The sequence below is a fragment of the Microbacterium sp. OR21 genome (genome assembly GCF_047306785.1).
GTDB lineage: Bacteria > Actinomycetota > Actinomycetes > Actinomycetales > Microbacteriaceae > Microbacterium > Microbacterium esteraromaticum_E.
The window spans coordinates 79777-99356 of sequence record NZ_JAZEXJ010000004.1 but is presented as its reverse complement, the minus strand read 5'-3'; the positions used below and the strand labels follow the sequence as shown (position 1 = coordinate 99356).

Here is a 19580-nt window from a genome sequence, read left to right as displayed (position 1 = left end):
AGCCGGCCACTCGATCCAGCCTGAATAGGATCAGAACATGAAGCTTGAACTGCGCGGCATCACGAAGAGGTTCGGCGCGCTGACGGCCAACGACCACATCGATCTCACCGTCGAGGCGGGTGAGATCCACTGTCTTCTCGGTGAGAACGGCGCCGGCAAGTCGACGCTGATGAACGTGCTCTACGGCCTCTACCAGGCCGACGAGGGCGACATCCTGCTCGACGACGTCGTCCAGAACTTCGCGGGCCCCGGCGACGCCATGGCGGCCGGCATCGGCATGGTGCACCAGCACTTCATGCTCATCCCCGTCTTCACCGTCGCCGAGAACGTCATGCTCGGCCACGAGCAGACCACCTTCGGCGGCCGTCTCGACCTGAACGCGGCGCGCGCACGGGTTCGCGAGATCTCCGACCGCTTCGGGTTCGACGTCGATCCCGACGCTCTCGTCGAGGATCTGCCGGTCGGCGTGCAGCAGCGCGTCGAGATCATCAAGGCGCTCTCGCGCGAGGCGCGCGTGCTGGTCTTCGACGAGCCCACCGCGGTGCTCACCCCGCAGGAGACCGACGAGCTGATGGCGACGATGCGCCAGCTCAAGGCGCAGGGCACCTCGATCGTGTTCATCACGCACAAGCTGCGCGAGGTGCGCGAGGTCGCCGACCGCATCACCGTCATCCGCCTCGGCAAGGTGGTCGGCGAGGCCTCGCCGACCGCGTCCAACGAGGAGCTGGCCTCGCTCATGGTCGGCCGCGCCGTCGAGCTCACCGTGCACAAGGGCGCTCCGGCCGTGCGTGAGAACGGCCTGGTCGTCACCGACCTCACCGTCACCGACCCAGCCGGCACCGTCGTCGTCGACGGCGCCTCGTTCGAGGTGCGCGGCGGCGAGGTGCTCGCGATCGCGGGCGTGCAGGGCAACGGCCAGACCGAGCTCACCGAGGCGATCCTGGGTCTGCAGGAGAACGTGCGCGGCAGCATCTGCCTCGACGGGCAGGAGCTGGTCGGCCGCACGGTGCGCCAGATCCTGGATGCCGGAGTCGGCTTCGTCCCCGAGGACCGCAGCGTCGACGGACTGGTGAAGGAGTTCTCGATCGCCGAGAACCTCATGCTCGACCGCTCGCACGGCGCGCCGTTCGTCAAGGCCGGCACCGTGCAGCGCTCGGACCTGCACGACTTCGCCCACGATCGCATCGCCGAGTTCGACATCCGCACCCAGGGCCCGGAGCAGGCCGCCGGCCGGCTGTCCGGCGGAAACCAGCAGAAGGTCGTCCTCGCCCGCGAGCTCAGCCGCGACCTGTCGCTCTTCGTCGCGGCGCAGCCCACCCGCGGTGTCGACGTCGGATCCATCGAGTTCATCCACAAGCGCGTGATCCAGACGCGCGACGCGGGCGTACCGGTGATCGTCATCTCCACCGAGCTCGACGAGGTGGCGGCGCTCGCCGACCGCATCCTGGTGATGTACCGCGGACGGATCATGGGCATCGTGCCCGGCGACACCTCACGGGAGAAGCTCGGCCTGATGATGGCCGGCATGTCCGAGACGGCCGCCACGACCACGGCGAGGCCGATCGCCGTCACGAACGGAGAGACGAAGTGAGCGCCACCCAGACGCCGGCTCCGCAGCCGCCGGCCCCGCTGGCCGAGCCCGAGACGCCGATCGCACCGTCGCGCTGGCAGACGACCATGCAGGCGATCGTCACCGGCAACGGCATCATCTCGCTGCTGGCCGTCCTGCTCGCGGTGCTCGTGGGCTCGATCATGATCGCCGCGACGAACGAGGAGGTGCAGGCCGCGTCCGGATACTTCTTCGCGCAGCCGGGAGACACCTTCGCCGCGATCTGGGAGGCTGTGACCGGCGCGTACGCCGCCCTGTTCCGCGGCGCGATCTACAACTTCAACGCCGACACGTTCGAGCGGGGCATCCGCCCGCTCACCGAGACGCTGAAGTTCGCCACCCCGCTGATCGCCGCCGGCCTCGGCGTGGGCCTGGCGTTCCGCGCCGGTCTGTTCAACATCGGCGGCCAGGGGCAGATGCTGCTCGCCGCCGCCGCGGCCGGCTACGTGGCCACCTCGATGGACCTGCCGATGGGGGTGCACCTCCTGGTCGCCGTCGTCGCCGGTCTGATCGCCGCCGCTGCGTGGGCCGGCATCGCGGGCTACCTCAAGGCGCGCACCGGCGCGCACGAGGTGATCACCACGATCATGCTCAACCACATCGCGTTCTATTTGCTGGCCTGGATGCTCGCGACCCAGGGCCTGCTGCAGGCGCCCGGCTCGAGCAACCCGAAGACCGCGCCGATGGCCGAGACCGCGGTGCTGCCGCAGCTGCTCGGCCCGTCCTACAAGCTGCACGCGGGCTTCCTGCTCGCCATCGTCGCGGTCGCGTTCACCTGGTGGCTGCTCGAGCGCTCGTCGCTCGGCTTCCGCTTCCGGGCGGTGGGGGAGAACCCCTCCGCGGCGCGGGTCGCGGGCATCGACGTCGGACGCATGTACTTCGTCGTCATGCTCATCGCCGGCGCGCTGGTCGGCATCGCCGGTGTCAGCCAGGTGCTCGGCACCGAGGTGCGCGGCTTCAGCGGCGGCATCGACGCCGGCATCGGGTTCGACGCCATCACGGTCGCGCTGCTCGGGCGCTCCTCGCCGATCGGGATCCTGTTCGCCGGTCTGCTGTTCGGCGCGTTCAAGACCGGCGGATTCACGATGCAGTCCTCGCAGGGCATCCCGGTCGAGATCATCCTCGTCGTCCAGTCGCTGATCGTGCTCTTCATCGCCGCGCCTCCGCTGGTGCGCGCGATCTTCGGGCTGCCGCAGCCCGGCCGTCCCAGCCGCAAGGCCAAGCGGGTCGCGAAGGCCCGCCGCAGCCAGACCGAGGGAAAGAAGGTGTCGGCATGAGCCTCACCACCCCTGTGAACGATGCGCCGCAGAGCGACATCGACCAGCCGCGCGTCGTCGCCGTCGTGTCGTGGAAGGCGCCGATCATCTTCGGCATCTTCACCGTGCTCTTCGCCCTGCTGCCGCTGCTGGTGCCGCGCCCCGGCATGACCACGTTCCGCCTCGCCGAGCAGAACGCCGCGATCGCGGTGCCCGATGTGCTGCTTCCCGCGACGCCCACCGCATGGATCGCGGTGGTGCTGCTCGCGCTGTGCACCGGCTACGCGGCCCTGACCGTCAGGGCGCACCGCCGCCTGCCGCTCTGGCTGATCGTCGTGTACGTCGCCGTGCTGCTGATCGGCTTCCTCGCATGGGCGGGTGCCGGCGCGACCCTGCCGATGATCGGGCTGCTGGCCGGCGCGCTCGCGCTCGCCACCCCGCTCATCTTCGGCGCCCTCGGCGGCGTCATCGGCGAGCGGGCCGGCGTGGTCAACATCGCCATCGAGGCGCAGATGCTGGCAGGCGCCTTCACCGCCGCCATCGCCGGCTCCCTCGCGGGCACGCCGTGGGCGGGGCTCGTGGCGGCGATGCTCGCCGGCGTGCTCGTCGCCCTCGTGCTCGGCGTCTTCACGATCACCTACTACGTCGACCAGGTGATCGTCGGCGTGGTGCTGAACGTGCTGGTGATCGGCCTCACGACGTTCCTGTTCCGCCAGGTGCTGGCGCCGAACACCGAGGCGCTGAACAGCCCGGAGACCTTCGCGGTCGTGCCGATCCCGCTGCTCAGCGAGATCCCGCTGATCGGCCCGATCCTCTTCCAGCAGTCGTTCATCGTCTACCTGATGTACGCGGTCGTCGCGCTGGTCTGGTTCGGCCTGTACCGCACCCGCTGGGGTCTGCGGCTGCGCGCCGTGGGCGAGCACCCGCAGGCGGCCGACACGGTCGGGATCAAGGTCGCCGCGACCCGCTACCGCGCGGTGCTGCTCGGCGGCGCCGTGGCGGGTCTGGGAGGCGCGTTCTACACGCTCGTCTCGGTGCCGCGGTTCAACCAGGAGATGACGGCGGGCGCGGGCTTCATCGCCCTCGCCGCGGTGATCTTCGGAAAGTGGGACCCGATCCGCGCGACGCTCGCCGCGCTGCTGTTCGGCTTCGCCACCAACCTGCAGGGCGTGCTCAGCGTCATCGGCTCGCCGGTGCCCAGCCAGTTCATGCTCATGCTGCCGTACGTCGTGACGATCTTCGCCGTGGCCGGCCTCGTCGGGCGCTCCCGCCCGCCGGCAGCCGACGGCGAGCCGTACATCAAGTCTTAGGAGAACACGTGACCGACATCGATTGGGACGAGCTCAGACAGGTCGCCACCGAGGCGATGCAGAAGGCCTACGCGCCCTACTCGCGGTACAAGGTGGGGGCGGCCGCCCTCGTCGACGACGGCCGACTGGTCTCGGGATGCAACGTCGAGAACGCCTCGTACGGCGTCGGCCTGTGCGCGGAGTGCGCCCTGGTCGGCGACCTGCACATGTCCGGTGGCGGGCGCCTGGTCGCCTTCGTCTGCGTGAACAACGACGGCCAGACGATCATGCCGTGCGGCCGGTGCCGTCAGCTGCTCTTCGAGCACTCCAGCCCGGAGATGCTGCTCGAGACCGTCTCGGGCATCCGCACCATCGACGAGGTGCTGCCCGACGCGTTCGGACCGCGCGACCTGGAGGACGTCCGATGACCACAGGGACCGGAGTCGAGCCCTTCGACGCGATCGACGTCATCCGCGCCAAGCGCGACGGGGGAGCGGTGCCCGAGAAGGCGCTGCGCTGGATGGTCGACGCGTACACCCGCGGCTACGTCTCCGACGCGCAGATGGCCTCGTTCGCGATGGCGATCTTCCAGCGCGGCATGCAGCGCGACGAGATCCGCGTGCTCACCGACGCGATGATCGCGTCGGGCGAGCGGATGAGCTTCGCCGCACTGGGGAAGAAGACGGTCGACAAGCACTCCACCGGCGGTGTGGGAGACAAGATCACCCTGCCGCTGGCGCCGCTGGTGGCCGTGTTCGGCGTCGCCGTGCCGCAGCTCAGCGGTCGGGGCCTCGGGCACACGGGCGGCACGCTCGACAAGCTCGAGTCGATCCCGGGCTGGCGTGCGGCGCTGAGCAACGACGAGATGTTCGCGCAGATGCAGAGCGATGTCGGCGCGGTGATCTGCGCGGCAGGCTCGGGACTCGCCCCGGCCGACAAGAAGCTCTACGCCCTGCGCGATGTGACGGGCACGGTCGAGGCGATCCCGCTGATCGCCTCGAGCATCATGTCGAAGAAGATCGCCGAGGGCACCGACGCGCTGGTGCTCGACGTGAAGTTCGGCAACGGCGCCTTCATGCAGGACATCGATCGCGCCCGGGAGCTGGCACGCACGATGGTCGAGCTGGGCACCGACTCCGGAGTCGCGACCACGGCGCTGCTGACCGACATGAATGTTCCGCTCGGGCTCGCCATCGGCAACGCCAACGAGGTGCGCGAGTCGGTGGAGATCCTCGCCGGCGGCGGTCCCGCCGATGTGCGCGAGCTGACCCTCGCGCTCGCACGCGAGATGCTGTCGCTCGCCGGTCAGCCGGATGCCGATGTCGCAGCCGCCCTCGACGACGGTCGCGCCATGGACAGCTGGAAGGCGATGATCCGCGCGCAGGACGGCGATCCGGATGCCCCGCTGCCGACCGCCCGCGAGACGCACGTCGTCACCGCCGATCGCGACGGCGTCGTCACCCGCATGGACGCGCTGCCGTTCGGCATCGCGGCCTGGCGTCTCGGCGCCGGTCGCGCGCGCGCCGAGGACCCGGTGGTGTTCGCCGCCGGCATCGACCTCGCCGTCAAGCCCGGTGAGACGGTCAGCGCGGGCCAGCCGCTGTTCACGCTGTCGGCCGACGACGAAGGCCGCTTCGCCCGCGCGCTGGAGGCGCTCGAGGACGCGTACGAGATCGGCGACGTCTCGGCCGCGCCGGCGGCGCAGCCCATCGTGCGCGAGCGCATCACCGCCTGAATCCCGGAGGATCACCCATGAAGATCGACGAACTGCGCGCTCTGCCCAAGATCTCGCTGCATGACCACCTCGACGGCGGCGTGCGCCCCGCGACGATCCTCGAGCTCGCCGACGCGGCGGGAGTCCAGGCCCCGGCGCAGGATGCCAAAGCGCTGAGCCGCTGGTTCGCGAAGCAGAGCGACGCCGGCTCCCTGGTCGAGTACCTGAAGACCTTCGAACTGGTCACCTCGGTGATGCAGTCCGAGGCGGCCCTGACCCGGGTCGCGCGCGAGTTCGTCGCCGACCTCGCCGCCGACGGCGTGATCTACGGCGAGATGCGGTGGGCCCCGGAGCAGCACCTCGCGGGCGGCCTCAGTCTCGACGACGCGGTGCGCGCCGTGCAGCGCGGCATCGAGGAGGGCGAGGACGAGGCGGACGCCGCTGGCCGCAGCATCCGGGTCGGCCAGATCCTCTCGGCCATGCGCCAGAACGACCGCGTGCGCGACATCGCGGAGCTCGCGGTGCGCCACCGCGAGGACGGCGTCGTGGGCTTCGACATCGCCGGGCCGGAGGACGGCTTCCCCGCCTCGCAGCACCGCGCCGTGTTCGACTACCTGGCCGGGGAGTTCCTGCCGGTCACCGTCCACGCCGGGGAGGCCGCGGGGCCGGCATCCATTCGGTCGGCCCTGCTCGACGGGCGGGCGCTGCGTCTGGGCCACGGTGTGCGCATCGCCGAGGACCTGCAGGTGATCGAGCGCGAGGGCGACGAGGTGCAGGTGCAGTTCGGCGACCTGGCGCGCTGGGTGCGCGACCGGGAGATCCCGCTCGAGCTCTCGCCGTCGTCGAACCTGCAGACCGGCGCGATCGCGCAGTGGGGCGAGGAGCTCGCCGACCACCCGTTCGATCTGCTGTACCAGCTGGGCTTCTCGGTCACGGTGAACGTCGACAACCGCACCATGAGCGGCACCTCGCTCACGCGTGAGCTCTCGCTGCTCGTCGACGCCTTCGAGTACGACCTCGACGACCTCGAGGCGTTCCAGTTCAACGCCGCGTCCGCGGCGTTCCTGCCGGTCGAGGAGCGCGAGGAGCTGGTCGAGATGATCGCCGAGGGCTTCGAGCGCTGAGCTGCCGATGAGCTCGGTCTTCATCGCGGGCCCCGCATCGTGGAACACGCTCGTCGTGCTCGACAGGCTGCCCGAGCCGGTGCCGCACATGCAGTTCGCCGAGGACTCGTGGGAGACCGTCGGCGGCACGAGCGCGGGAAAGGCGCTGAGCCTCACCGCCCTGGGGCGTTCGGTCCTGCTGTACGCGATGAGCGCCGAGGACGCTCCCGGTATGCGGGTGCGCTCCGCGCTGGCGGATGCCGGGGTCCCCACCCTCTGGGCTGACGGAGAGGCCACCGAGCGGCACCTCAATCTGATGACGCGAGGCGGCGAGCGGGTGTCGCTGTACCTCGCGTCGCCGCCCCCGACCGACGGTGCGGACGACGCGACGATCGAGGCGGCCATGCGGGCCGCTGACGCGCTCGTGCTGGATCTCGCCGCCGAGCCGCTGAGGCTGCTGCCGCTCGCGCAGCGCACGGGCCGTCCCGTCTGGATCGACGTGCACGACTACGACGGCGAGGAGGAGTTCCACAGACCGTTCCTCGCGGTCGCCGACGCGGTGTTCTGCAATGCCGATCGGCTCGATGACCCGGTCGCCTTCCTGCGTTCGCGGGTGGCGGCGGGCGCATCGCTGGCGGTGTGCACACTCGGCGCCGACGGGGCGGTGGCCATCGACTCCGACGGCGACGAGCATCGCGTCAGCGCGGTGCCGGTCGATGTCGTCGACACGAACGGCGCGGGCGATGCCTTTCTGGCGGGTGTGCTCGACGCGCGCCTGTCGGGTGCGACGGTTCCGCAGGCGCTGTCGGCGGGTGCCCGCTCAGCATCGGTCGTACTGACCTCCCGGCATCTGCATCCGCTGCTCGACGCCTGAGGTCAGTCGAGTCCGGCGGCGAGGGCGCCGACCGACTCGGTGATCTGCGCGCGCACATCGTCGTCCGGGATCGTGGGAGTGCCGTCGCCGGCCTGCGGGCCGTACGCGCCGAATGACGCGTGCGACGCGCCGTCGATCTCGATGAGCTCGGCGCTCCCCGGCAGCAGGTGCCTTGCATCCGCGATCTTCTGCGGCGTCGACAAGCCGTCCTCGCTGCCTGACAGGCTCAGCACGGGCAGCGCCGACTGCGACAGGTCGTCCGCGCAGTACGAGGCGAAGAGGGCCAGCGCATCGGCATCCGCGGCCAGCTGGCAGGCACGCACTCCGCCCAGCGAATGCCCGCCCACGATCCAGGTGCCGATCCCGGGTGCGGCCGACGTGAAGGCGTCCAGTCCTCGCGGATCGAAGAAGGCGAGGTTCAGCCACGGCCGCGTGATGACCACGGTGATGCCATCGTCTGCGGCGAGATCCTGAAGCGTCGATATGTAGCCCTCGGGCTGCACCTTCGCGCCGGGGACGAACACCAGGCCGACCTCCGAGTCGCCATCGGCGGGGGAGAGCACGACGCCGTCCGGTGTCTGCTCGATCGTCAAAGCGGGGTTCTTCTCCGCTTCTGCGAGCGGGCCCGGCTCGGCGCCCATGACGCCGACCTGGCTCCACACGATGGTGCCGATGACGAGAAGCACCACGATGGCCCCCAGAGACCACAGGACGCGGAGGAGGATGCGCTTCGAGCGCGTGCGGGCCATGGATAGAGACTATCGTCGTGCGACGACGTGGCAGGGTGCCGCCGCAGAGGCGCTCTGATGACTCAGCGGCGCTTCGATGAGCGGAGTCAGGCGAGAAGGGACGCGGTCGCACGCCCGAGCATGACGAGCGTGCCTGCCCACGCGCACAGCAGCATGACCCGGCGTGCGAGCGCGAGCGGCACCCGACGTGCGACCAGACCGCCGAGCAGGATGCCACCGGCCGTGCATGCGCCCAGCATCGCGTTCCAGTTCAACGCCGCGTCCGCCGCGTTCCTGCCGGTCGAGGAGCGCGAGGAGCTCGTCGAGATGGTCGCCGAGGGCTTCGAGCGCTGAAGCCCCCGGCGAGCGGGCCGCCGGCCTCGGCGACCGGCTCCACGCCTGATCGTGCTCAGGCCGCTTCGGGATTCCGCGCCCACAGGTCGGGGCCGAACACCTCGTAGTGGATGCGCTCGGCGGGCACTCCCCGGCCGATGAGCGTGCGGCGCATGGCCTGCATGAACGGCAGCGGACCGCACATGAAGACCGATGCCTGCTCGGGCAGCTCGACCTCGGCGAGGTCCATGAACCCCTCGCGCGCCGGGTGCAGGGTCGGCGCGTCGCCGGCATCCCGCTCGTACCAGTTCTGCGCCCTGGCGTCGGTCATGGCGAGCACCTGGCGGCGCAGCGACGAGTACAGCGCGTGCGTGTCGTGCGCGCGGTCGGCGTGGAACAGCCGCACGGTGCGCGCCGGCTGACGACGCGAGAGGTCCTCCATGATCGCGGCGACCGGCGTGATGCCGATCCCGGCTGAGACGAGCACGAGCGGGTGCTCCTCCTCATCGAGCACGACGTCCCCAGCCGGCTGCGAGACGTCGAGCACGGTGCCCGGCTGGGCGTGCTCCCACAGCCACGACGAGACCTGCCCGTCGGGAGCCTCGCCGACGCCGTGCACCCGCTTGATTGTCACCCGGATGGAGTCGCCGCGCGGACCCGACGAGATCGTGTACTGCCGTGGCTGACGGCTCCCGTCGGGCAGGTCGACTGCGATGGCGACGTACTGACCGGTGCGGTGCGAGGGGATGAGACCGTCGACGGGGGCGAGCAGCAGCGAGAAGATGTCGTCCGACTCCTCGAAGCGCTCGACCACCCGGTAACCGCGCCACGGGTTCTCCGGGTCGGTGGCGGCGAGGGCGTACAGCCGCGCCTCCTCGGCGATGAGCGCGGTGGCGAAGAGCCAGTACACCTCGTCCCACGCCGCCTTCACCTCGGGGGTGACCGCGTCGCCCAGCACCGTGCCGACGGCGTCGAGCAGGTGACGGCCGACGATGGTGTACTCGCGGGCCTTGATGCCCAACGACACGTGCTTGTGGGCGATCCGGCGCATCACCGGCGTGAAGTCGGGAGCATCCGGGTCGATGAGCTGCACCGCGAAGGCGACCACCGAGGCGGCGAGGGCCTTGGGCTGCTCGCCGATCGCCTGGTTCGCGCGGTTGAACACGCGCAGCAGCTCGGGATGCGCGGCGAACATCGCGGGATAGAACACCTTCGTGATCTGCTCGGCGTGCGCGGCGACGACGGCTGCCGTGGCCGCGACGACGGCTTCGGACTCGGGCGAGAGCTTCATGACGTTCCTTTCGTGGGGTGGGCGTCGTCTCGATTCTGCGCGCGGGCGTCGCCGAGTCGCAGGGTTTTCACCGGTTCTATTCGCCCCACGACGGAGTCCGCGCTCGTAGGCTGAACGCGTGCCCCGTCGAGTCGATGATTACCGCGGTCTGACGCAGCCGAACCGGCTTCGTCTGCTGCGTGCCGTGCAGAGCCACCCCGGCCTGCGCGTCGCCGAGCTCGCCGAACGCTGCGGGATGCCGCTGAACACCGTGCGCGATCACCTGCGGGTGCTCGTCGAGGAGGGCCTCGTGCGGGAGGAGCGACTGCACCCGGGCGGCAGGGGACGCCCGCCGATCGCCTACCACGCGGTTCGGGAGGCGGACTCCAACCCGATGGCGCGGCGTCGCGTCGACGGCGCCCGACGACGCGGCGAGCTGCTGCGGTCGGTGACCGCGTTGCCGGCGGAGCGCGCGACGCAGCGCGGTGACGTCGAGGCCGAAGCGCAGCTGGACGTGCTGTACGAGCACCTCGACGACGCCGGCCTCAGTCCCGAGCTGGACGAGCGGGCGCTGCGTTTCGAGATGGCACCGTGCCGCTATCGCGGGATGATCGCGCAGGATCAGGCGACGGTCTGCGGCACGCACGCGCGGCTGGTGCGCGACACCCTCGCGCAGGTCGACGGTCCGCTCGAGGTCGACCGGCTCGAGCCGTTCCTCACCGAGAATTCCTGTGCGCTTCAGCTGCGCCGCATCGGGCTCCGCGACAGCCCGGCATCCGAGCCCGTCAGCGCACCCTCTCCGCCAGCCCGGCGACGAGATCGGTGATCCGGGCACGCATAGCGTCGTCCGAGATCGTCGGGGTGCCGTCGCCGGCCTGCGTGCCGTAGCCGCCGAACGACGCGTGGGATGCGCCGTCGATCTCGACGAGCTCGGCGTCGGCGGGCAGCAGTGGCCGGGCGTCCGCGATCTTCTCGGGCGTCGACAGGCCGTCCGCGCTTCCCGCGATGCTCAGCACCGGCAGCTGCGACTGCGACAGGTCGTTCGCACAGTACGAGCCGACAGCGCCAGCGCATCGGCATCCGGCGCGAGCTGGCAGGCGCGCACGCCGCCGAGCGAGTGACCGCCCACGATCCACGCGTCCACCTCCGGCGCCGCGGAGGTGAACGCGTCCAGCCCGCGCGGATCGAAGAACGCCAGGTTCAGCCACGGCCTGGCGATGACCACGGTGATGCCGTCCTCCACGGCGAGGTCCTGCAGCGTCGCGATGTACGCCTCGGGCTGCACCTTCGCGCCCGGGATGAACACCAGACCGACGTCGGCGTCACCCTCGGCGGGGGAGAGCACGATCCCCTCCGGAGCGTCCTCGATCGTCAGGGCGGGATTCGCCTCCGCTGCCGCGAGCGGAGCCGCCTCGGCCGGCATCAGCCCCACCTGCGTCCAGATCAGGATGCCCGCGACGGCCAGGACGACCAGGGCCGCCAGCGACCACAGGATCCGGGAGAGGATGCGCTTTCGGCGGGTGCGTGGCATGGATGCGATCCCTTCCGTCGCGGCGTTCAGCCGCGCTCGGCGAGCATCGCCCGCACCGCGGCCTCCAGCTCGGTCACCGCCGCGGCGGCCGCCTCGGTGCTCTCACCGCGCGCGTCGATGTACACCTTGAGCTTCGGCTCGGTGCCGCTCGGACGCACGATCACTCGCGAGCCGTCGTCGAGACGGTAGCGCAGCACATCCCCGGCCGGCACGCCCGCATCGCCGGCCGCCAGGTCCTCCGCCGACGCGACGGCGCGAGAGCCGAACGCGGTCGGAGGCTCGGCCCGCAGCGAGGCCATCGTCCCGGAGATCACCGACAGGTCGTCGACGCGCACCGAGACCTGGCCGCTCGCGAAGTGGCCGATCTCTGCGCCGAGCTCGGCGAGAAGCCCCGCGATGCCGCTGCCGTTCACCCGCGCCTCGGCGGCCAGACCCAGCAGCGCGACGGCGGCGGAGATGCCGTCCTTGTCGCGCACCGTCTCGGGGTTCACCAGGTAGCCGAGCGCCTCCTCGAAGCCGAACACCATGCCGGGCGCACGGGAGATCCACTTGAATCCGGTGAGCGTCTCGTGGAAGTCCAGACCGTAGCGCTCGGCGACGGCGCCGAGCCCGGGGGAGGAGACCAGCGAGCAGGCGAGGGATGCCCCGGGAGCGCCCTGCGCCGCGCGGGCCGCGCGCCAGCCGAGCAGCAGCCCGACCTCGTTGCCGGTGAGGCGGCGCCAGCCGCCGTCGACTGCGGCATCCGGGATCGCGACGGCGAGACGATCCGCGTCGGGGTCGTTCGCGATGATGAACTCGGCATCCGCCTCGCGTGCCCGCGCGATGGCGAGATCCATCGCCCCGGGCTCCTCGGGGTTCGGGAACGCGACGGTGCGGAATGTCGGGTCCGGGTCGCGCTGCGCGTCGACGGTGCGGGGCGCGGGGTAGCCGGCCGACTTCACCACCCGCGAGAACGTCTCCCAGCCCACGCCGTGCATCGCTGTGTACACCCAGCGCATCTCCTGCACGCCGAAGGGCGCCGGTGCCACGGCGGCGGTCGCCGCCACGTACGCGTCGACGACATCCTCCCCGGCCAGCTCGTAGGCATCCGATCGCGGCAGCAGCCTGACATCACCGGCGTCGGCGACGCGCTGGATGTGCGCGGCGATCTCGGCATCCGCCGGTGCGACGATCTGCGACCCGGCGTCGTCACCGCCCAGGTACACCTTGTAGCCGTTGTCGTCGGGCGGGTTGTGGCTGGCGGTGACCATGATCCCGGCATCCGCCTGCAGATGCCGCACGGCGAACGCGAGCACCGGCGTGGGCAGCAGGCGCGGCAGGAGGATGGCGCGCAGACCCGCCCCGGCGAGGATCTCGGCGGAGTCGAGCGCGAACCGGCGCGAGTTGCGCCGGCCGTCGTACCCGATCACGACGGTCGGGCGGGTCGCGCTGCGCTGCAGCAGGTAGCCCGCGAAGCCCGCGGCGGCCTGGGTGACCAGCACCCGGTTCATCCGATTGCTGCCCGCCCCCAGCTCGCCGCGCAGACCCGCGGTGCCGAAGGCGAGACGGGTGCGGAAGCGGTCGTCGAGGTCGGCGATCGCGGTGCTGTCGCCGCCGGCGGCGCGGGTGATGATCCCGGCCAGCTCGTCGCGCGTCTCGGGGTCGGGGTCCTGTCGCAGCCAGGCGCGGGCCTGGGTGAGTCGCTCGCTCACAGCGCCTCGATCACGCGGGCCAGCAGCGCGGAGATGACCGGTTCGGCCTCGCGACCGGCCTCGATCACCTCTTCATGGCTGAGCGGGGTCTTCTGGATGCCGGCGGCGAGATTGGTGATCAGCGAGAAGCCGAGGATCTCCATACCCGCCTGGCGAGCGGCGATCGCCTCCAGGGCCGTCGACATGCCGACGATGTCGCCGCCGAGCCGCTTGGCCATCTGCACCTCGGCCGGAGTCTCGTAGTGCGGGCCGCGGAACTGGGTGTAGACGCCCTCGTGGAGGGACGGGTCGACGGTGCGGGCGATGTCGCGCAGCCGGGCCGAGTACAGATCGGTGAGGTCGACGAACGTCGCCCCCTCAAGGGGGGAGTCGGCGGTCAGGTTGATGTGATCGCTGATGAGCACCGGCTGACCCGGCTTCCAGCTCTCGCGGATACCGCCCGCGCCGTTGGTGAGCACCATCGTCTTCGCGCCCGTGGCGGCCGCCGTGCGCACCGAGTGCACGACGCGGCGCACGCCGTGAGCCTCGTAGTAGTGCGTGCGGGCGCCGATGACGAGCACGTTCTTGCCACCGCTGGTGCGGATGCTGCGCAGCGTGCCGACGTGGCCTTCGAGGGCGGGCTTCGAGAAGCCGGTGACCTCGGTGGCGGGGACGGTGGCGACGGTCTCGCCGATGAGCTCGGCGGCCTTGCCCCAGCCGGAGCCGAGGGTCAGGGCGATGTCGTGGTGGTCGACCCCGGTCAGGCGGGTGATGTCGGCGGCCGCGTCGGCGGCGACGGCGAACGGATCCGCCGTCGGGTCGTCGAGCGGGTTCAGGGTGGTGTCACGCATGACTCCACTCTAGGAAGGTGTCAGGGCCGGTGCCAGGATTGCGGAAGAATGGAGTTCATGTCTCAGACCTCCTTCGCGAACAGGCAGAGCGTCGCCGTCCTCGGCGGCGGTCCCGGTGGATACGAAGCGGCGCTCGCAGCCGCCCAGCTGGGAGCGGATGTGACGCTCGTCGAGCGCGTCGGGGTGGGCGGCTCGGCCGTGCTCACCGACGTGGTGCCGTCGAAGAGCCTCATCGCGACCGCGGACGCGGCCGTCGCCATCGCCGGAGCGACCGATCTGGGCGTGCAGTTCTACGCGCGCGGTGCGAACGACAGGCCGCTCAAGCCCGAGATCGCCATCAATCTGGCCGCGGTCAACAAGCGGCTGCTCGCGCTCGCCGGTCAGCAGTCCGAGGACATGCGAGCGACGCTGCTCGAGGCCGGCGTGCGCATCCTGTCGGGGCACGGCCGTCTCGAGGGCCCCAACGCGATCGTCGTCGCCACGGGCCCCGGCGGCACGGACTTCGACCGCGTCGAGGCCGACACGGTGGTCGTCTCGGTCGGCGCCTCACCCCGTGAGCTGCCGTCCGCCCTGCCCGACGGCGAGCGCATCCTCACCTGGACGCAGCTGTACGACATGAAGTCGCTGCCCGAGCACCTGATCGTCGTCGGCTCGGGGGTCACCGGCGCGGAGTTCGCCTCGGCGTACATGAACCTCGGGGCGAAGGTCACGCTGATCTCCAGCCGCGACCAGGTGCTGCCCGGTGAGGACGAGGACGCCGCGAAGGTCCTCGAGAAGGTCTTCACCCGCGGGGGGATGCAGGTGCTCTCCAAGTCGCGCGCGGAGAGCGTGCAGCGCACGGAGGACGGCGTGCTGGTCACCCTCTCCGACGGTCGCACGGTCGAGGGCAGCCACTGTCTGATGGCGGTCGGGTCGATTCCGAACACCGCGGGGATCGGTCTGGAGGAGGCGGGCGTCGAACTCACCGCATCGGGTCACGTCAGCGTGAATCGCGTGGCACGCACCTCTGTGCCGAACGTGTACGCGGTCGGGGACTGCACCAACTTCTTCCCGCTGGCGTCGGTGGCCTCGATGCAGGGCCGCACCGCCGTGTTCCACGCTCTGGGTGACATCGTCATCCCGCTCGAGCAGCGCAAGATCACCGCCAACATCTTCACCGCTCCCGAGATCGCCACGGTCGGCTACTCCGAGCACGACATCGAGAACGGCGTGGCGGACGGCGTGGCGCACAAGCTGCCGCTCGCGGCCAACCCGCGCGCGAAGATGCTGGGCATCAAGGACGGCTTCGTGAAGATCATCGCGCTGCGCGGCTCGGGCACGGTGGTGGGCGGCGTGATCGTCGCCCCCCGGGCATCCGAGCTGATCTATCCGATCGCGATCGCGATCGAGCGTCGTCTCACGGTCGATCAGGTCGCCCGTGTCTTCGCCGCCTACCCGTCGCTCACCACGAGCATCACCGACGCGACGCGCGCGATGCACGGGATCAGCGGGATCTGACCCGCACGCTGCGAACGCGGAAGGCGCGCCCCGAGGGGGCGCGCCTTCCGCGTTCATGTGGTCCGTCAGCTGATGGTGAGCAGCTGGTGCCCGGCCGACACGGTCGTGCCGGGCGTCGCGTCGATGTTGCTGATGACGCCGTCCTTGTGCGCCTGCAGCGGCTGCTCCATCTTCATCGCCTCGAGCACGACCACGAGGTCGCCCTTGACGACCTGCTGGCCCTCTTCGACGGCGAGCTTGACGACGGTGGCCTGCATGGGCGACTTGACCGCGTCGCCGGACGCACCGGCGTTCGCGGTGGCGGTGTGACTGCGGCGTGACGGCGGCACGGCCGCGGGCCGTCCGGCGGTGCCGGCGACGGTCGCGGCGACGCGGTCGGGCAGGCTGACCTCGAGGCGCTTGCCGGCGACCTCGACGACGACGGTGTGCCGACCGGGGGCGGGTACCGGGTTCTCCAGCTCGCCGTCCCACGCGGGGATGTCGTTGACGAACTCGGTCTCGATCCAGCGGGTGTACACGCCGAAGTCACCGTCGGCGGCGACGAACGCCGGGTCGTTGACCACCTTGCGGTGGAACGGCAGCACGGTCGGCATGCCGGCGACCTCGAACTCGTCGAGGGCGCGCCGCGAGCGCTCCAGCGCCTCGGCGCGGTTGCGTCCGCTGACGATGATCTTCGCCAGCAGCGAGTCGAACGCGCCGGAGACGGTGTCGCCGGCGGTGACGCCGGAGTCGAGGCGGATGCCGGGGCCGCCGAAGGTCTTGAAGACGTTGATCGGACCGGGTTGGGGAAGGAACCCGCGACCGGGGTCCTCGCCGTTGATGCGGAACTCGATCGAGTGCCCCTGCGGCGCGGGATCGTCGTAGTCGATCGTGCCGCCGGCCGCGATGCGGAACTGCTCGCGCACCAGGTCGATGCCGGTGACCTCTTCCGAGACGGGGTGCTCGACCTGCAGGCGGGTGTTCACCTCGAGGAACGACACGGTGCCGTCCGCGCCGATGAGGAACTCGCAGGTGCCGGCACCGACATAGCCGACCTCCTTGAGGATCGCCTTCGACGCCGAGTAGAGCAGCTCGTTCTGCTCGTCGGTGAGGAACGGCGCGGGTGCCTCCTCGACGAGCTTCTGGTGGCGGCGCTGCAGCGAGCAGTCGCGGGTCGAGATCACGACGACGTTGCCGGCGGCGTCGGCGAGGCACTGCGTCTCGACGTGACGCGGCTTGTCGAGGTACTTCTCGACGAAGCACTCGCCGCGGCCGAACGCCGCGACGGCCTCGCGGGTGGCCGACTCGAACTGCTCGGCGACCTCGTCAAGTTCGCGGGCGACCTTGAGGCCGCGCCCGCCGCCGCCGTAGGCGGCCTTGATGGCGATCGGCAGGCCGTGCTCCTTCGCGAAGGCGATGACCTCGTCTGCGCCGTCCACCGGCCCCGGGGTCCCCGGGGCGAGTGGTGCGCCGACCTTCTCGGCCACATGGCGCGCGGTGACCTTGTCGCCGAGCGCCTCGATGGCCTCGGGCGACGGGCCGATCCAGATCATGCCCGCGCCGATGACGGCCCGGGCGAAGTCGGCGTTCTCGGCGAGGAAGCCGTAGCCGGGGTGCACGGCGTCCGCTCCGGCGCGACGCGCGACCGAGAGGATCTTGTCGATCTGCAGGTAGGTGGTCGCGCTGGTCGACCCGTCGAGGCTGTAGGCCTCGTCGGCGAGACGCGCGTGCATGGCGTCGCGATCCTGGTCGGCGTACACGGCGACAGAGGAGATTCCGGAGTCCCGGGCGGCGCGGATGATGCGTACGGCGATCTCGCCGCGGTTCGCGATGAGCACCTTGGCGATATCAGGCATGAGCTTCAGCCTAGCGAGGTCGACGCGGATCTTTTTGACGACTCTCCACAAGAAATCATCGAATCGGTTAGGGCTGGGACCACAAATCCGTCCAGATCACGCCGAGCTCCTGCGCGAGTCGTCGCAGCGTCGACAGTGACATCCCCACGACGGTGGAGGGGTCGCCCTCGACGCGGGTGATGAATGGGCCGCCCAGGCTGTCGACGGTGAATGCGCCGGCCACGTGCAGCGGCTCGCCGCTGCCGATGTACGCGTCGAGCTCGGCATCCGTCACGTCCGCCGCGAAGGTGACCGACGCCTCGGCGACCGCGGTCGCCTCGACCGGTTCGGTGCCGGGAGCCACCCGGAAGACGGAATGCCCGGAGTGCAGCACCCCGGTGGCGCCGCGCATCCGCTGCCACCGCTCGCGGGCGGCCTCGGGCGTGTAGGGCTTGCCGTGCACCTGTCCGTCGATCTCGAACATCGAGTCGCCGCCGATGACGATGCCGTCGAAGTCCGGGCGCTCGTCGTGGATGCGGTGGGCGACCTCGGCGGCCTTCGCCCTCGCCAGGAGCAGCACCAGCTCGTCCGGCGCGAGCGCCGCACCGCGGTCGACGGTGGCGGCTGCGGCGACGGCGTCCTCGTCGACGGCGGGGGAGATGATGAGCGGTTCGATGCCGGCCTGTCGCAGCAGCATCAGACGGGCGGGGGAGGTGGATGCCAGGCACACGCGCATGCGACCACGGTAGCCCGTGCCGTGCTCGGGAGAGTCCGAGGGCGGGTGTGGGATCCTGGAGGGATGACTTCTTCTGCGCGCACGCTCGACCTCGACATCACCGGTATCGCGCACGGCGGCACGTTCATCGCCCGCCACGAGGGGCGCGTGGTGTTCGTGCCGGATGCGATCCCGGGCGAGCGGGTGCGCGCCGAGGTCACCGCGGGCGAGGACGGCAAGCGCTTCTGGCGTGCCGAGACCGTCGAGGTGCTCGAGCCGTCGCCGCACCGGCGCGATCACATCTGGGCCGAGGCGGATGTCTCCCGCACCCCCGCGGAGCGGGTGGGCGGCGCGGATCTCGGGCACATCGAGCTCGGTCACCAGCGCGTGCTGAAGCAGCAGGTGCTGCAGGAGGCGCTCGACAAGTTCGCCGGGACCGGCCTCTCCGCGCCCGTCGTGGAGCCGGTCGGCGACGATGACGGCACCGGGTGGCGCACCCGGGTCTCGCTGCACGTCGACGCCGACGGCCGCGTCGGACCATACGCCGCGCGCAGCCACCGCGTCATCGACGTCGCGACCCTGCCGCTGGCCAGGCCCGCCGTCGCGGCGGCGGCATTCGCGTTGCGCTCGCAGAAGCCGGGCCGGGTCGACCTGGTCGAACCCGGCGACGGCCGTGTGCGCGTGCTGCCGCGCCCGGACGGGGCGCGCCGGGGGCGCTCCGAGGTGGTCTTCGAGCAGGTCGGCGCTCGCCGGTTCCAGCTGGACGCGGCCGGGTTCTGGCAGGTGCACCCGCGCGCCGCCGAGACGCTGCACGACGCGGTCGCCGAGGCGCTCGCCGGTCGGGTGGATCCGGATGCCACCCACTTCGATCTCTACGGCGGAGTGGGCCTGTTCGCGGCGACGCTCGCAGAACAGGGCGCGACCGACATCGTCACGGTCGAGTCCGACCGTCGGGCGACCGAGCACGCCGCCGCGAACCTGGCCGATGTCGACGTCCACGCGGTCACCGCCCGCGTGGACCGCTTCCTGACCGGCGCCCCGGACGGAACGCGCGCCGGCGCCGTGGTGCTCGATCCGCCGCGGGCGGGCGCGGGGCGGGGTGTGGTCGAGTCGATCCACGCCCTCGACCCCGAGGCCGTCGTCTACGTCGCGTGCGATCCGGTGGCGCTCGCACGAGACCTCGGCACGTTCCGTCAGCTCGGCTGGGATGTGGAGACGCTCCGCGCATTCGACCTCTTCCCGCACTCGCACCACTTCGAGGCCGTCGCGCTGCTGAGCCGCTGAGCCGCCGGCTCGGGGCGAGGTCGGTGTTCCGGTCGACCCGCT

Annotated in this window: 17 protein-coding genes and 1 pseudogene; 10 read left to right on the top strand and 8 right to left on the bottom strand. The window is 71.1% G+C overall.

Annotated features, from left to right (window positions below; translation table 11 throughout):
* Positions 1-37 precede the first annotated feature (37 nt).
* From V2S04_RS13015 to V2S04_RS12985, 7 genes are read left to right on the top strand one after another with little or no spacing between them, the layout of a single operon-like run.
* Positions 38-1591 (top strand): ABC transporter ATP-binding protein, encoded by a 1554-nt coding sequence (locus tag V2S04_RS13015; RefSeq protein ID WP_413638867.1) that lies wholly within the window; start codon positions 38-40, stop codon positions 1589-1591.
* Positions 1588-2886: an ABC transporter permease gene (locus V2S04_RS13010; protein ID WP_413638866.1), complete on the top strand. Its 1299-nt coding sequence runs from the start codon at positions 1588-1590 to the stop codon at positions 2884-2886. The genes V2S04_RS13015 and V2S04_RS13010 overlap by 4 nt, the downstream gene beginning before the upstream one ends.
* Complete coding sequence (locus V2S04_RS13005) at positions 2883-4175, top strand: ABC transporter permease (RefSeq protein ID WP_413638865.1); 1293 nt, start codon at positions 2883-2885, stop codon at positions 4173-4175. Before V2S04_RS13010 ends, V2S04_RS13005 begins: the two co-directional genes overlap by 4 nt.
* A gap of 8 nt (positions 4176-4183) precedes the next feature.
* A complete protein-coding gene (locus V2S04_RS13000) occupies positions 4184-4582 on the top strand; it encodes a cytidine deaminase (RefSeq protein ID WP_340088564.1) in 399 nt (132 codons plus the stop codon).
* Positions 4579-5889, top strand: a complete 1311-nt coding sequence (locus V2S04_RS12995) for a thymidine phosphorylase (protein ID WP_413638863.1) — start codon at positions 4579-4581, stop codon at positions 5887-5889. The genes V2S04_RS13000 and V2S04_RS12995 overlap by 4 nt, the downstream gene beginning before the upstream one ends.
* A 17-nt stretch (positions 5890-5906) precedes the next feature.
* Positions 5907-6992: an adenosine deaminase gene (locus V2S04_RS12990; RefSeq protein WP_413638862.1), complete on the top strand. Its 1086-nt coding sequence runs from the start codon at positions 5907-5909 to the stop codon at positions 6990-6992.
* 7 nt (positions 6993-6999) lie between these two features.
* A complete protein-coding gene (locus V2S04_RS12985) occupies positions 7000-7845 on the top strand; it encodes a carbohydrate kinase family protein (protein WP_413638860.1) in 846 nt (281 codons plus the stop codon).
* A gap of 2 nt (positions 7846-7847) precedes the next feature.
* Here the strand turns inward: V2S04_RS12985 and V2S04_RS12980 are convergent, their stop codons facing one another.
* The 3 genes from V2S04_RS12980 to V2S04_RS12970 all read right to left on the bottom strand — a co-directional run bounded on the left by V2S04_RS12980 (position 7848) and on the right by V2S04_RS12970 (position 10197).
* On the bottom strand, positions 7848-8594 hold the full coding sequence (locus V2S04_RS12980) for an alpha/beta hydrolase (RefSeq protein ID WP_413638859.1): 747 nt from the start codon (positions 8592-8594) through the stop codon (positions 7848-7850).
* An 86-nt stretch (positions 8595-8680) separates the two neighbouring features.
* On the bottom strand, positions 8681-8833 hold the full coding sequence (locus V2S04_RS12975) for a hypothetical protein (protein ID WP_413638858.1): 153 nt from the start codon (positions 8831-8833) through the stop codon (positions 8681-8683).
* Positions 8834-8982: 149 nt separating this feature from the next.
* Positions 8983-10197, bottom strand: a complete 1215-nt coding sequence (locus V2S04_RS12970; protein WP_413638857.1) for a globin domain-containing protein — start codon at positions 10195-10197, stop codon at positions 8983-8985.
* Positions 10198-10315: 118 nt separating this feature from the next.
* Between V2S04_RS12970 and V2S04_RS12965 the strand changes: the two genes are divergently transcribed.
* The gene (locus V2S04_RS12965; RefSeq protein WP_413638855.1) at positions 10316-11002 is read left to right on the top strand and encodes a helix-turn-helix domain-containing protein; all 687 of its coding nucleotides are present in this window, start codon (positions 10316-10318) and stop codon (positions 11000-11002) included.
* Here V2S04_RS12965 and V2S04_RS12960 read toward each other — a convergent pair.
* The 3 genes and pseudogenes from V2S04_RS12960 to V2S04_RS12950 all read right to left on the bottom strand — a co-directional run bounded on the left by V2S04_RS12960 (position 10962) and on the right by V2S04_RS12950 (position 14228).
* Positions 10962-11707: pseudogene (locus tag V2S04_RS12960) on the bottom strand (alpha/beta hydrolase). The gene V2S04_RS12965 and the pseudogene V2S04_RS12960 sit on opposite strands and share 41 nt — an antisense overlap.
* 26 nt (positions 11708-11733) lie before the next feature.
* On the bottom strand, positions 11734-13398 hold the full coding sequence (locus tag V2S04_RS12955) for a phospho-sugar mutase (RefSeq protein ID WP_413638853.1): 1665 nt from the start codon (positions 13396-13398) through the stop codon (positions 11734-11736).
* Positions 13395-14228 carry a purine-nucleoside phosphorylase gene (locus V2S04_RS12950; RefSeq protein ID WP_413638852.1) on the bottom strand — a complete coding sequence of 278 codons (834 nt, stop codon included), beginning with the start codon at positions 14226-14228 and terminating at the stop codon, positions 13395-13397. The genes V2S04_RS12955 and V2S04_RS12950 overlap by 4 nt, the downstream gene beginning before the upstream one ends.
* A gap of 48 nt (positions 14229-14276) precedes the next feature.
* Between V2S04_RS12950 and V2S04_RS12945 the strand changes: the two genes are divergently transcribed.
* Positions 14277-15725, top strand: coding sequence for an NAD(P)H-quinone dehydrogenase (locus tag V2S04_RS12945; RefSeq protein WP_181417725.1), 1449 nt, complete (start codon positions 14277-14279; stop codon positions 15723-15725).
* Positions 15726-15790: 65 nt separating this feature from the next.
* Here V2S04_RS12945 and V2S04_RS12940 read toward each other — a convergent pair whose 3' ends face one another.
* Together V2S04_RS12940 and V2S04_RS12935 are read right to left on the bottom strand one after the other, a co-directional pair.
* Positions 15791-17560, bottom strand: a complete 1770-nt coding sequence (locus V2S04_RS12940; RefSeq protein ID WP_413638851.1) for a biotin carboxylase N-terminal domain-containing protein — start codon at positions 17558-17560, stop codon at positions 15791-15793.
* A 67-nt stretch (positions 17561-17627) separates the two neighbouring features.
* On the bottom strand, positions 17628-18275 hold the full coding sequence (locus V2S04_RS12935) for a Maf family protein (RefSeq protein ID WP_413638850.1): 648 nt from the start codon (positions 18273-18275) through the stop codon (positions 17628-17630).
* A 63-nt stretch (positions 18276-18338) separates the two neighbouring features.
* On the opposite strand from V2S04_RS12935, the gene V2S04_RS12930 reads away from it, so the two are divergent.
* The gene (locus tag V2S04_RS12930) at positions 18339-19538 is read left to right on the top strand and encodes a class I SAM-dependent RNA methyltransferase (protein WP_413638848.1); all 1200 of its coding nucleotides are present in this window, start codon (positions 18339-18341) and stop codon (positions 19536-19538) included.
* Positions 19539-19580 lie beyond the last annotated feature (42 nt).

Excerpts from the sequence above, each read along its gene's own strand:
- V2S04_RS13015 (WP_413638867.1), top strand. The coding sequence starts at position 38 with ATGAAGCTTGAACTGCGCGGCATCACGAAGAGGTTCGGCGCGCTGACG.
- V2S04_RS13005 (WP_413638865.1), top strand. The coding sequence starts at position 2,883 with ATGAGCCTCACCACCCCTGTGAACGATGCGCCGCAGAGCGACATCGAC.
- V2S04_RS12995 (WP_413638863.1), top strand. The coding sequence starts at position 4,579 with ATGACCACAGGGACCGGAGTCGAGCCCTTCGACGCGATCGACGTCATC.
- V2S04_RS12990 (WP_413638862.1), top strand. The coding sequence starts at position 5,907 with ATGAAGATCGACGAACTGCGCGCTCTGCCCAAGATCTCGCTGCATGAC.
- V2S04_RS12985 (WP_413638860.1), top strand. The coding sequence starts at position 7,000 with ATGAGCTCGGTCTTCATCGCGGGCCCCGCATCGTGGAACACGCTCGTC.
- V2S04_RS12980 (WP_413638859.1), bottom strand. The coding sequence starts at position 8,594 with ATGGCCCGCACGCGCTCGAAGCGCATCCTCCTCCGCGTCCTGTGGTCT.
- V2S04_RS12975 (WP_413638858.1), bottom strand. The coding sequence starts at position 8,833 with ATGCTGGGCGCATGCACGGCCGGTGGCATCCTGCTCGGCGGTCTGGTC.
- V2S04_RS12970 (WP_413638857.1), bottom strand. The coding sequence starts at position 10,197 with ATGAAGCTCTCGCCCGAGTCCGAAGCCGTCGTCGCGGCCACGGCAGCC.
- V2S04_RS12950 (WP_413638852.1), bottom strand. The coding sequence starts at position 14,228 with ATGCGTGACACCACCCTGAACCCGCTCGACGACCCGACGGCGGATCCG.
- V2S04_RS12945 (WP_181417725.1), top strand. The coding sequence starts at position 14,277 with ATGGAGTTCATGTCTCAGACCTCCTTCGCGAACAGGCAGAGCGTCGCC.
- V2S04_RS12940 (WP_413638851.1), bottom strand. The coding sequence starts at position 17,560 with ATGCCTGATATCGCCAAGGTGCTCATCGCGAACCGCGGCGAGATCGCC.
- V2S04_RS12935 (WP_413638850.1), bottom strand. The coding sequence starts at position 18,275 with ATGCGCGTGTGCCTGGCATCCACCTCCCCCGCCCGTCTGATGCTGCTG.
- V2S04_RS12930 (WP_413638848.1), top strand. The coding sequence starts at position 18,339 with ATGACTTCTTCTGCGCGCACGCTCGACCTCGACATCACCGGTATCGCG.